Origin of the sequence: Gracilibacillus oryzae (genome assembly GCF_009498735.1) — a bacterium.
Lineage (GTDB): Bacteria > Bacillota > Bacilli > Bacillales > Amphibacillaceae > Gracilibacillus > Gracilibacillus oryzae.
The window spans coordinates 89,106-101,629 of the sequence record NZ_ML762431.1 but is presented as its reverse complement, the minus strand read 5'-3'; the positions used below and the strand labels follow the sequence as shown (position 1 = coordinate 101,629).

At 36.5% G+C, this 12,524-nt stretch carries 12 protein-coding genes, 1 pseudogene and 1 other annotated feature; of the genes and pseudogenes, 7 read left to right on the top strand and 6 right to left on the bottom strand.

Annotation, left to right across the window (positions count from 1 at the left end; genetic code table 11):
* Nucleotides 1–54: 54 nt before the first annotated feature.
* Nucleotides 55–630: a GNAT family N-acetyltransferase gene (locus tag F9U64_RS11930; RefSeq protein WP_194287358.1), complete on the top strand. Its 576-nt coding sequence runs from the start codon at nucleotides 55–57 to the stop codon at nucleotides 628–630.
* Between the two features lie 210 nt (nucleotides 631–840).
* On the opposite strand, the gene F9U64_RS11925 is transcribed toward F9U64_RS11930, so the two are convergent.
* The 4 genes from F9U64_RS11925 to F9U64_RS23600 all read right to left on the bottom strand — a co-directional run bounded on the left by F9U64_RS11925 (nucleotide 841) and on the right by F9U64_RS23600 (nucleotide 1,940).
* The gene (locus tag F9U64_RS11925) at nucleotides 841–1,122 is read right to left on the bottom strand and encodes a DUF3784 domain-containing protein (RefSeq protein WP_153403686.1); all 282 of its coding nucleotides are present in this window, start codon (nucleotides 1,120–1,122) and stop codon (nucleotides 841–843) included.
* Between the two features lie 14 nt (nucleotides 1,123–1,136).
* Nucleotides 1,137–1,499, bottom strand: a complete 363-nt coding sequence (locus F9U64_RS11920) for a hypothetical protein (RefSeq protein WP_153403684.1) — start codon at nucleotides 1,497–1,499, stop codon at nucleotides 1,137–1,139.
* A gap of 3 nt (nucleotides 1,500–1,502) precedes the next feature.
* Nucleotides 1,503–1,715, bottom strand: coding sequence for a helix-turn-helix transcriptional regulator (locus F9U64_RS11915; RefSeq protein WP_228275686.1), 213 nt, complete (start codon nucleotides 1,713–1,715; stop codon nucleotides 1,503–1,505).
* A 120-nt stretch (nucleotides 1,716–1,835) separates the two neighbouring features.
* On the bottom strand, nucleotides 1,836–1,940 hold the full coding sequence (locus F9U64_RS23600) for a competence protein ComK (protein ID WP_153403842.1): 105 nt from the start codon (nucleotides 1,938–1,940) through the stop codon (nucleotides 1,836–1,838).
* 456 nt (nucleotides 1,941–2,396) lie between these two features.
* Here F9U64_RS23600 and F9U64_RS23595 point away from each other — a divergent pair, with 456 nt between their 5' ends.
* Nucleotides 2,397–2,513 carry a hypothetical protein gene (locus tag F9U64_RS23595; protein ID WP_407647322.1) on the top strand — a complete coding sequence of 39 codons (117 nt, stop codon included), beginning with the start codon at nucleotides 2,397–2,399 and terminating at the stop codon, nucleotides 2,511–2,513.
* A 183-nt stretch (nucleotides 2,514–2,696) separates the two neighbouring features.
* On the opposite strand, the gene F9U64_RS11900 is transcribed toward F9U64_RS23595, so the two are convergent.
* Nucleotides 2,697–3,137, bottom strand: coding sequence for a cell wall hydrolase (locus F9U64_RS11900; protein WP_153403680.1), 441 nt, complete (start codon nucleotides 3,135–3,137; stop codon nucleotides 2,697–2,699).
* Between the two features lie 162 nt (nucleotides 3,138–3,299).
* Here F9U64_RS11900 and F9U64_RS11895 point away from each other — a divergent pair, with 162 nt between their 5' ends.
* Together F9U64_RS11895 and ileS are read left to right on the top strand one after the other, a co-directional pair.
* Nucleotides 3,300–4,385, top strand: coding sequence for a TDT family transporter (locus F9U64_RS11895; protein ID WP_153403678.1), 1,086 nt, complete (start codon nucleotides 3,300–3,302; stop codon nucleotides 4,383–4,385).
* A gap of 266 nt (nucleotides 4,386–4,651) precedes the next feature.
* Nucleotides 4,652–4,842 (top strand) — a binding site (T-box leader).
* Between the two features lie 116 nt (nucleotides 4,843–4,958).
* Nucleotides 4,959–8,036, top strand: a pseudogene (ileS, locus tag F9U64_RS11890) (isoleucine--tRNA ligase).
* A gap of 98 nt (nucleotides 8,037–8,134) precedes the next feature.
* Here ileS and F9U64_RS11885 read toward each other — a convergent pair.
* Entirely contained in the window at nucleotides 8,135–10,072 is a 1,938-nt protein-coding gene (locus F9U64_RS11885) for a glycoside hydrolase family 127 protein (protein ID WP_153403677.1), read from the bottom strand.
* 344 nt (nucleotides 10,073–10,416) lie between these two features.
* On the opposite strand from F9U64_RS11885, the gene F9U64_RS11880 reads away from it, so the two are divergent.
* The 3 genes from F9U64_RS11880 (at nucleotide 10,417) to F9U64_RS11870 (ending at nucleotide 12,045) form a co-directional block, all read left to right on the top strand.
* Nucleotides 10,417–10,722, top strand: coding sequence for a nucleotidyltransferase family protein (locus tag F9U64_RS11880; RefSeq protein WP_194287356.1), 306 nt, complete (start codon nucleotides 10,417–10,419; stop codon nucleotides 10,720–10,722).
* Between the two features lie 75 nt (nucleotides 10,723–10,797).
* Entirely contained in the window at nucleotides 10,798–11,034 is a 237-nt protein-coding gene (locus tag F9U64_RS11875; protein ID WP_228275693.1) for a HepT-like ribonuclease domain-containing protein, read from the top strand.
* Between the two features lie 108 nt (nucleotides 11,035–11,142).
* On the top strand, nucleotides 11,143–12,045 hold the full coding sequence (locus F9U64_RS11870; protein WP_153403674.1) for an AraC family transcriptional regulator: 903 nt from the start codon (nucleotides 11,143–11,145) through the stop codon (nucleotides 12,043–12,045).
* The last annotated feature ends 479 nt before the right edge of the window (nucleotides 12,046–12,524 follow it).

Below are 12,524 nucleotides of genomic sequence, written 5' to 3'. Positions count from 1 at the left end.
GGAGAGCTTAAATAGATAAATCTAGCCATCAAATAAAATATAGGAGAGATCACGATGAACCAAGACATAGACACATTCCCTGTCCTGGAGACTAAAAGGTTAGTATTAAGAAAAGTTACAAAAGAGGATGCGAACAGTATTTTGAATTATCTCTCTGATGAAGAAGTAATGAAGTACTATGGATTGGAACCTTTTAAATCAATAGACGACGCCTTAGATGAGATCGCATGGTATCAATCCATACAGGTTAACAGCACTGGTATCAGGTGGGGAATTACTTTAAAAGAGCAGGAAATTGTAATTGGAAGTTGCGGTTTTCATAATATTACTTCACAGCATTTCCGTGCAGAAATTGGCTTTGAATTGACTAGGGAGCATTGGGGAAAAGGGATAGCTGCCGAGGCAGTTGAAGCGATAATAAGTTACGGATATCAACATATGAATTTCCAGCGTATTGAAGCATTGATAGAGCCACTTAATCTATCTTCACAAAAGTTGGTAGAAAAGTTGGGATTTTTAAGAGAAGGCTTATTGAGGAATTATGAGTTTACATGTGGCAAATTTGATGATTTATATATGTACTCTTTGTTAAAGCAGGACTTTGATAAAATTAAAACAAGTCAGGCTTAAATTATATTTAAGTAACAGCGATATATTGAAGAAGAAAAACGAGAAACATCAATCATTTGCAGCGCATTATTACTACCGTTGACTAGAAATGATCATCTAAAGCGAGCATAATTCAGTACAAGCTAGATAGAGAAGAATATAGAGTAGTATAACCGAACATCTTCATGCAACAAAAAAACTCCCGAACTACTGTCCATGGAGTTTTTTTGTTCATTGATCTACTAATTTAACATTTGAATAGATGATTAATCCAAATAATCCTAAAAATAATATGGCAACTAAGATCATGACAGATTGAAATGAGAAAACACCTGCAATAATAAAGATTACGCCCATTATCCCTACAAATCCGCCAACTAATTTAGCCAATCTGTCTTTGTTGGAAACTCGTTTTTCATTGAAACCAGATAATAACCAAGTTTGCTTTTTAACTCCTACCAAAAATCCCATTAGTAATAGTAGTCCACCTATAATTAATAAATCAGTATTCATTTTGGATACCTCCATTAAAATTTCTTAGCTATGCTAGGAATAATATAAATTGGAATAATTAGAGTTGTAGATAAATAAACCAATAGGAGATCATTTGTTAGCCACTCATTCATTCCAAATTTTGAAACTAGTATGAAATAACAGATTAGTAACGCATTCATAATGACCATAAAGCCAAAAGAATACTTTTGAATATTAGTATTTACTCTTTCATCATATTCAATTTCATTTGAAGATAATTGCCTTCGTTTATATTTTGAAACAATAACGGTAGCTGATAATACAATTAATAAGAGTACTTTCAACCAGCTTTCATCAACCACAATAATAACTGCAAGCGTTAACAATGCAGGCAAATAATATAGTAGTTTTAACATAAATTACTCCTCCATCCAGAATAAATGATCTAAAGATACTTCTAGGTGCTTAGAAATTAATAAACAAACTTTAATTGTAGGATTATATTTATTAGCTTCAATTAAGTTCATCGTCTGTCTAGTTACACCGACTAGTTTAGCTAATTCACCTTGTGTATGTTTATCTTGTTCAATTCTTACTAACTTAACTCGATTTCTTATAACTAAATCATTCAATAATTAACCCCCTCCACTCTACATCATGTCGCATATATATTATATATGTAATATATATGTGACAACTCTGTATCTATAAGATATCATATATAAATTAAATATGCAATATATATATGACAATCAATATATAATGGTATGATAAAAAAGCCAGCCGCATTCAAATGACTGAGCTCCCTGTGTTGGGATAGCGTAAATCCCTTTTACTGGATGTATGGGAATTGGAATTTTCTTCTGGAAGTGTTAATGGTGTTCAACAGCAGGTACATCAACTAATTTCCAAGCCCGCTATGCTGGTACCGACTTGGCGGAAGCTTTTTATCAACAAATCTCCTCAGTCGAGCCCAGGATTTGTTGATAAAACTCATTTAATCGACAAATCTTCAACCGCAGAGCCATGGATTTGTTGATAAAACTCATTTAATCGACAAATCTTCAACTGCAGAGCCATGGATTTGTTGATAAAACTCATTTAATCGACAAATCTTCAACTGCAGAGCCCAGGATTTGTTGATAAAACTCATTTAATCGACAAATCTTCAACCGCAGAGCCGTGGATTTGTTGATAAAACACATTTAATCGACAAATCTCCACCAGAGGGGCTCAGGAAGTAAGCTCAGCCAGTTGTTTAGTGATTGGAGACCCGGCTCGAAACGGACGTGCAGCTTGGCATAAATTGTGGAATGAAGACAGGACTAGTTTTAACAGGTATATCAAAACAAGAAGATATAATGAAATTAGATATAAAGCCAGATTTTATTTTTAGCTGCATTGATGAGGTCGTAAAAGTACCTGTTTAGATTGGGACAGGGGGACAAGCTGAGACGACTGATAAAAGAAGAGTAATGCTGATATTATAAAGAGGGGATCTCCACTAATTGGTAGGAGCTCCCTTCTCTATTCTTTGAAAGTTAACAAATGTATGGCAAAGAAGTAAGAGATTTGTTGTTAAAACTCAAAAATATTCAGCTATGGGCAGATTGTTAAAATCTATAAGCACTTGCACATGTATTAGCCTGTGGTTCATAATAGCAATGCTGTTTATATTGCCCTGCAAATGGTTGATCGTACCATGTAGGTGGACATTCACCATAGGGGTTAAAATACCATAGAGCATACTTGGAAGGATGTTGTCTCCAATACTTTACTAATTCTCGTGCCAAGTTTCTCTCCAGGTCTCTTGCTGGTTTATAAAATAAACTACCTTTTTGTACTGCTTCAAAAGAGTAATTTCCACCTTGAACCTGAAAAATCACTTCACGTATGGTTCTTACATCCTTAAAATCTAAACAATCAGCTACTGCTCGATTTACAATGACATTCCCAACCATAAGCATCCCGAGTCGTCCCTCACCGACAGCCTCTGCATGTATCATTCTCGCTATTAAATCAATGTCTTTGCTGGTATGTTTTACTCTTGTCACTGTCATCACCTCTAAAATAATTGTATGAAAAAAACTATGAGAAATGTTAGCTTTTCGTCATAAGGTATGTACCACTTTCAGTGAAAGACTTATTATTTTGTAGAAATTATTCCTGATGGTAAAATGAATTTCTACCAAATAAGTTAAACACAGGTGATAAGCTTGCTCTATTTGTTGTCGATGATGATCATGTGTTTCCTTCTGATTACGATCTTTACATGGAGGAAAATTTATATCAAAACATCTACCATGGCTGCCGTAATGGCAATCGGAATCATCACACAGGGGGTTCTTACGAATTACTTCGGTTCAGAAGATATAAGTTTTTATGGCAAACTTTTAAGCATCCTTAATATATCGTTGTGGTTGTCTTTTTTGTTTTCTTTGGTTCTGGCACTCAGAAACAAACAATTTAGAAACATCCACTATGAAAATCCGATTAATCGCTTTGGCATTGGAACATGGATTGCCGGCACTTCGATTTGCAGTATTTTAATATGTAATAATTTTCCTGGATGGATCTTATTCGTGAAGTACTTGACCGTTCTCAACATTCTTTTATGGATGACCTACATCACCATAAGTATAATTGCCCTGAGAGACATATACAGGCTGAAATTGACAAAAGACGTTCATGGCATCCTTTTATTGACTACTGTAAGCACACAATCTCTTGTACTATTGTTGAATACTGTTTTTAATATGGAAATGGTCTATTATATCAATGTCTTCTTAATATTAATGGGAATAATATTATACCTTGTATGCTTGATGTTCATTATAAACCGGTATTCAAGTAATTTTGAGAACTTTAACATTGAAGCTGATTGGAAAAATACGAACTGTATATTACATGGAGCAGTATCCATTACTGGTCTAGCCTGCATTTTTTCGCATGCTGTTCATGATTCAGTCATAACGGTAGTTTGGGTGGTCTCAGCAACTGCCTTTCTTGTTGTGGAAGTGATAGAGATAAACAGACTCTTTAAGCGTATTAAACGATATGGGATTCAGAAGGGGATCTTTGTTTATGACGTGACACAGTGGAGTCGTATTTTTACATTTGGGATGTTTTATGCCTTTACTTTTAAAAGTTATACAGGGACAGGCTGGTTATCGCAGACTCAATCACTTGTCATTCATATAGGTGTTTGGGTTATCCTCTTGCTTATTATCATTGAATTAATATTAAGTATGAGAGGGATACTATCCAGTTATCAATGGAGTCGTATGAGAGTGAAGGGATAACAGATAGGTGTCCATTTCTCGCATTTGAAGAAGTCCGGAATCATATGAAAAGTCTAATCTCTCGCTAATAAGGCAGGATTAGACTTTTTTGTTAGACAAATTATCCTAATCGAAACCATCAAGCACTATTTCACTAAAAGATACAGCACAGTTGGAGAAGCTTAACAGCAAAAACTCACTTATCTTCCCACCGCAAGATTCGCCCATAAGCTGATTTGGCTGTTGACTTTTTATTTTCTTTTGGCTAATATAGTGATAATTAAATAAATAATTCCATGACGAGAAAGAGTAGTTATGATTATCTTATCTACAGAGAGTTGGCGATTTGCTGGAAGTCAACGTTAAGACCATAATGAAAATCCTCTCCGAGAAGCAAAGTTGAAAGAAAGATTAAACTTTGACGGCATTCTACCGATAACAAGGACACGTATGATAGTACGTAGTGTAATTAATTTGAAAAACCACTACTATGGTTTTTTTTATTTTTTTAAGAAGATTATATATTTATATATAAACTCGATTCTGCGTATGTAGAGTCGGGTTTTTTTTATTTATTAAAATGAGGTGATAATCTTGATGGAGTCCAATGTGGAAAGGGAACAAAGAGTTCGTAATAAGTGGGAGAAAGAAGCAATTTTTCAACGTTCGATAGCTAACCGGGAAGGGAAAGAGACGTTTGTTTTTTATGAAGGACCGCCAACAGCTAATGGGTTACCACATGCAGGCCATGCTCTTGGCAGAACCATCAAGGACTTTGTTGCAAGGTATAAAACAATGTCAGGTTATCAGGTTTTAAGAAAAGCAGGTTGGGATACGCATGGTTTACCTGTGGAATTGGAAGTAGAGAAACAATTAAAGATACGTGGGAAAGATCAAATCGAAGAATACGGAATTGAAAATTTCATTCAAAAATGTAAGGAAAGTGTTTTTGCATATGAAAATGAGTGGAAACAATTCACCGAAGCACTTGGTTATTGGGTTGACATGGAAGATCCCTATATCACTTTAACTAACGATTATATTGAATCTGTCTGGAATATACTGTCAATCATTCATGAAAAAGGCTATTTATATAAAGGTCATCGAGTTGTCCCTTATTGTCCGCATTGTGAGACTTCTCTAAGCTCCCATGAGGTTGCACAGGGATACAAGGATGTAACAGATTTATCCGCTACAGCTAAATTCAGACTTAAAGGAACGAAAAATGAATACTTCTTAGGATGGACTACGACACCATGGACTCTGCCAGCGAATGTAGCCCTTGCGGTAAATCCTGACATGAAATATGTAAGAGTAAAACAAGACACAGAAATATTCATCCTTGCTGAATAATTGGTTTCCAACGTGATGAAAGGAAATTATGAAACAGTAGAGGTGTTAAAAGGGAAAGATTTAATTGGTCAGTCCTATGAACCACCTTTCCATTATGTCACGGTTTCCAATGGTCATAAAGTTCTCGGAGCAGATTTTGTCACAGAAACTAGTGGAACAGGAATTGTACATTTAGCACCTGCTCATGGGGAAGATGATTACAAAGCTGTCCAAGATAACGATTTTGATTTTGTTAATGTGGTGGATACGAAAGGTCGCTATAAGGACTATATCACACCACTTGCAGGGCAGTTTGTCAAAGACTGTGACGTAGAAATAATAAAAATGCTATCAAAACAAAACCTTTTATTTGATAAACAAAAATATGAACATAGCTACCCACACTGCTGGAGATGTGACAGTCCCTTGCTCTATTATGCAATGGAGGGGTGGTTCATTAAAACTACTGCTGTAAAGGAAGAAATGCAACAAAACAATCAAGGGGTTCAATGGTTCCCAAATCATATGAGAGATGGAAGGTTTGGCAACTTTTTGGATAACATGGTTGACTGGAATATAGGCAGAAATAGATATTGGGGAACCCCGCTAAATGTATGGGGCTGTAATGAATGTGGCGAAGAAAAGGCTCCAAATTCAATCAGAGAATTAAGAGAACTGTCGGTTGAAGAGATACCAGAAGATATAGATTTGCATAAACCATATGTAGATAAAGTTCAATTTAATTGTGCTTGCGGCGGGAAAATGGAAAGAACGAGTGAGGTTATTGATGTATGGTTTGATAGTGGTTCGATGCCTTTTGCTCAATATCATTACCCATTTGAAAATAACGAGACTTTTGAGAAACAGTTCCCTGCTGATGTAGTAATTGAAGGGGTGGATCAAACAAGAGGCTGGTTCTACAGCTTATTAGCCGTTTCGACGTTGTTTACAGGACAGTCACCTTATAAGCGTGTCCTTTCTCTAGGGCATATCTTAGACGAAAATGGGCAAAAGATGTCAAAGAGTAAGGGAAATGCGTTGAACCCAACTGAGCTAATCAATGAGTTTGGTGCAGATTCCCTCAGGTGGGCTTTGTTAGCTGACAGTTCCCCGTGGAATAATAAACGCTTTTCTAAAAAAACGGTCAGTCAAGCAAAATCTAAAGTGATAGATACACTTATAAACGTATATTCATTTTACTCTATGTATGCAGAAATTGACCAATTTAATCCAAACAGTGACTTGGGCGGGACTCCGACTACTCTGGATAAATGGATTCTTTCTCGCCTTCATACTGTGATAAGGGAAGTTACCCAGAGTTTAGATGACTATGATATTACAAAAGGGGCAAGATTCCTTTCCACATTTATCGATGAACTCAGTAATTGGTATGTAAGACGTTCGAGGCAGCGCTTTTGGAGCAGTGGCATGACGGATGATAAACGGTCAGCATTCAGCACCTTGTATGAGATTTTAAAGAAGCTGTCACAGCTCATGGCACCTTATACACCTTTTGTCACAGAAGATATTTTCACAAACTTAGTGAAAGACAGTGTTCATTTATCTGATTATCCTCAATCTGATGAAACGCTTATTGATGAACAATTGGAAAAAGATATGGACAGAGTATTACAGATAATAGAACAAACAAGATCACTTAGAAATACGGCGGCAATCAAGACCAAACAACCATTAGCACAATTAATCGTTGTTCCGACAGAAGAAATCAGTCTATCTTCATTAGAAAAATACGCTGATATTATAATGGATGAAATGAATGTTAAGGAAGTTGTTTTCAAGGAAAATTCCCCTGAGATACTCGAGGTTGCACTTAAATTGAATTTTGCCGTAGTTGGGCCTAAGTTAGGCAAATCTGTTGGTGAAGTGAAGAATATAATAGAAAAATTAGACAATAAAGAAATAGGTGAATTTCTTGAAGAAAAAGCTATTCAATTATCTTTAAAATCAGGTGAAAAGGCCACTCTTACAATCGATGACATGATTATTGATAAAAAAGGCAAGGATGGTTTTGAATTGTTGGAAGGCAGTCATTTCCTGACATTCTTAGATACCAAGTTGACACAAGAATTAAAGGAAGAAGGAGTAGTAAGAGAATTTGTTCGAGCTGTTCAGACCTATCGAAAAGAATTAGATCTTCCTGTTGATTTGCGAATAGATCTCTATGTTCAGCCTGATGCCTGGCTAGAAGCAGTATTAATAAAATTTGACGAAATAGTCCAAAAAAATCTGATTATAAATTCGATTTGTTTTGAAAATAAACCAGATATGAGAGCTTTTAAGGTAGAAGGCAACGATATCAACATTTATATTAAGCCATAAGAAATGAAAGCAGATCAAACAATAAAAGTTTGGTCTGCTTTTTGCCTGTTACTATCAATATTTCTCTAGCTTTTTTCCGAGGAGTACCCGATTTCCCATTAGGATTCCCTCACCCAAACAAGCATCTCACCTGGTTTACGATTGCCCCAATGGCTGTATGGAACAGCTGTCAGTTGCACAGGTTCCTCTGTAAATTCATGAGACTGATAAAGTTGATTCGATGTTGGTTGAGCAGTAATTCTGTAACCATCTCCAACAAGGGTGACAATTCCATCCAACAAATCAGGCTGGTCGATAACGTTAAATTCGGCTTGCTTTGGAATCGTGATGTTCATCAAGTCTTCGCCATTATCAATCTCTTCCAGACAATACACCACTGGTCCGCGTTGTAAGGCGATTTTTCCTGCATTTTCTTTTACCTTAGGATGGGATCGCATTTTCTTCACAGGCATTTCCAAGTTTAGTTCGATTTTGCATGCTTTATCCCATGTTTTCACTATTTTTACATATCCATTCACCATGTTTTCGTCCGCTGCAATTTTTTCTCCATCTACCTTTAATGTATAGCTGTCACACCAGCCTGGAATCCTTACATAAAAGTCAAATGCTACTTCTTCTGCTGGATTAACGGTAATTGAAATATCGCCATTATAAGGATAATTCCTTTGCTGTGTGATATTTACTTCTTTTCCGTTTACGTTGAACGATGATTCATTGCCAATATATAAGTGGGTAAAAATAGCATTATGATTCTGTGTGTAAATGTACTGGCCAATCGATGTTGTCAGCCTTGCGATATTTGGCGGGCAGCATGCACAGCCAAACCAGCCGACACGTTCGGTTTCTACATGGGCATGATCATGGCGGTAATTTGCTTGTTTTGGAAATACCTCCAAGGGATTAACATAAAAGTACTTTTCCCCGTCCAATGACATCCCGCTGATCACACCATTGTAAAGCGCACGTTCCATGGCGTCCGCATATTCTCTGTTTACTTCAAGCTTCGCCATACGATGAGCCCAGAACACCAATCCAATCGAGGCACAAGTTTCCGCATATGCAACATCATTTGGTAAATCATAATCGATGGTAAAACGCTCGCCATGTCCTTGTGAACCTAAGGCGCCAGTAATGTACATTCGCTTGTTCACTGCATTATCCCAAAGTGTCTTTGACTGCTCCAGCAACTTGGCATCTCCTGTCTCTAAAGCAAGGTCAGCCATGGCACAATACAAATACATCGCTCGTACAGAATGTCCTTCTGCAGTTGTTTGCTCTTCCATTGGCAGATGTGCCTGGTGATAATCAAGCTGAAACCATTTATCCTTTCGGCCAAGCGCAAATGATTTTTCCTGACTCATAAATTTCGAATGGTGGCCTCTTTCTTTTACAAAAAATTCGGCAAGCTTCAAATATCTTGTTTCTTTTGTTACTTCGTAGAGTCGAACTAATGCAAGCTCAATTTCCGGGTGTCCTGGATAGATTTTCATTTTTCCTTCTTCTGGTCCGATCAGGTTGTCAATGAGATCAGCAAATTTGCATACGACTTGAAGCAGTTTGTCTTTGCTTGTTGCCTGATAATAAGCGACTGCTGCTTCGATCATGTGACCGGCACAATACAGCTCATGACCATGAGAAATATCCTGCCATTTCTGATCAGGTTTTGCCACAGTGAAGTATGTGTTTAAATACCCGTCATCCTTCTGTGCGTATGCAATTAAGTCAACTAACTCATCAATTAATTGCTCCAATTCAGCATTTGGTTCATTGATTAAGCTGTAACTGGCGGCTTCAATCCATTTTGCTGCATCACTGTCCTGGAAAGGCATCCCTTTAAATTCACCTGTAGTGATACCAGCTGCAATGCGAAAGTTTTCTACCGAGTGACTTGGCGGCACATCTGGAATATTGTCGTTAAGGGCGTCCCATTGATAGGGAATCACTTTGTCAGTAATCAATCGTGTACGTTTATCCCAGAACCCATCTTTCACTTTTACCTGATTTAATTCTATGTGCTCGTTGACAGTATTTTTCATCAACAATCTCACCTTTCATTCTGATTTGTGTTGCACTATTACCGATTGCAACAGGAAATGACTCTTTATTTGTAAGTGCTTTCTGTTTGCTTGTAGATAAGTTTATCGTATGGAATAATCAAATGAAAGATAGAATCTCAACATAAATTTTGCACTATCTCACACTCATATTTTTTTCGGAGGGGAGTAATGAATCCAGATTTCTCTTTGCAGTACCGATGATACGAAAAATGAATAACTGCTAATAATCATGCATAATAAGAGTGTTGTGTTTTTTGATTAACGAACAGTTAGTAAGTGGTATAATAGAATAAATCTAATACTAAAAAATGGCGGTGATAATCATGTTATCACAACAGGAAATCCTTGATGTGCTTTCTGAAAATTTAAAGATGTGGAAAGAAAAATACGGAATAAAGACTATCGCTTTGTTTGGATCATATTCTCGCGAAGAGCAAATTGAATCCAGTGATATTGATTTGCTGGTAGAATTTGAAGATACAGCCATGACATTTGATAACTATATGGATTTAAAGTTTAATCTTGAAGATCTATTCGAAAAACCAGTTGATTTAGTAATTATCGATGATATTAAGCCTGCACTAAAGCCTAGTATAATAAGGAGTGCAAAGTATGCAGAGGGAGCCTAAAGTCTTTTTAGAGGATATTTATACTGCTGCAACACGAATGAAACATTTACTGAAGGTTTCACTTATGACGATTTTATTGATAATGATCTAGTCTCTGATGCTGTAATTAAGAACATATTAGTCATTGGAGAGGCAGCAAAAAATATTCCAGTTCAAACACGAAAAGAGAACCCTCATATTGAATGGAGAAAAATGGCTGGTATGAGGGATATGATGATTCATGGATACTTCTCAATTAACTATCGTATCGTGTGGGATGTTGTCCAAAATAAAATACCTCTGTTAAAACAACAGGTCAAACAACTTCTATGAAATAAGCCTTTGGAAAGCAGGGCAGAGGGACAGGCTTACTTTGCCTGAGACAACGTAACTGTCCCCTCATTTCCTATCTCACACTCATATTTTATTTGGAGGGGAATAATGAATCCAGACTTAACCTTGCAATTTCTATGTCCGCCAACACCTTATTTTATGTATTGTGATCAAGCGTATTTTCCGGCAGGTGTCAGCCATAATAGCAGAAAATCAATTGGTGTCTTTGATTTACTTGTTGTAAAAAAGGGAGAATTGTTTCTGGGAGAAGGTGCCCATCAATGGTGTGTACAAGCAGGGCAATCATTATTATTACGCCCGGATTTATATCACTATGCAGTGGAACCATGCAATGAAGACACAAGTTTTTACTGGCTGCATTTTCGTACAACAGGGAAGTGGCAAGAGATAGAAGGAAGGGAAAACTTGCAATTGCAAAGCTCTTTTTCCGGAAAGACAGAGGAAGAAGATGAAGAGATCATGTTTAAGAAAAATGATTATTATATTTATTTGCCGAAATATTTACTCTTAAAATATCCGGAAAGTATCTACAGTAAACTGGAGCAATTAGTGGAAGGGAAAGATAAATCGTTAGCTTTTGACCGATGGAAACAGCAAACCTTGTTCGAAGAGATTTTAAAGGAATTATACCAGTATCATATTCACTCTCAGGAATCAAGGAGTGTCGAGCTTGCGGAAAGTGTTGTTAGTTATTTGAAACAAAACTATCACCAGCCCATTACGAATAAATTACTGCAGGAAACCTTTCATTTTCATCCCAATTATATTGCGAAAAGTATGCAAAAAGCATTTGGAAGTACGCCAATTGAATACCTGATGAAATATCGAATTGAGCAGGCGAAAATGCTGTTAATTCAAACATCATGGAAAATAGCCACAATAGCGGAAGAAGTAGGCTTTGGACAAACTCCATATTTTACGAGACAATTTAGAAAATTTACAGGACAATCACCGTCACAGTTCAGGAAGAAGTTTATCGGTTCGAAGTGAGGGCACTGAAACAGCTGATTATCATTATTATCGACAAAGCTTCATCCCCGCAGCATGAGATTTGTTGTTAATTTTTTTAAGAAAAATCTATTTCTCAATTTGTCTTACATTTGTAGGAACCTTCAAAAGAATGGAGAAAAAGGAAGGAGTTTTCACCCATTTGAGGGATTTCCATCTTTTAAATTCCATCATTTTTCTTCTTGTAGATTAGTAATAATTTTCCAATAGTCAAATTTAAAGTACGAGGTAACTGAACTATCTCCTAACAAGGAACGGTATATATATTGAAGGAAGGACAGCGAGACAACGTTAATGTCCTAGTTTACCTCTATATAAGTGGGACAACGTACCTATCCTCTCCTTTCCGGATATTCGGATGCCTGCATGTGAAGACGGCTGGTACGTATAAATTTATAGTTTCCAGATTATTGATATATATCGAAATAAGCAAATTTTAGGAAGTTTTCAAATGAATCTTT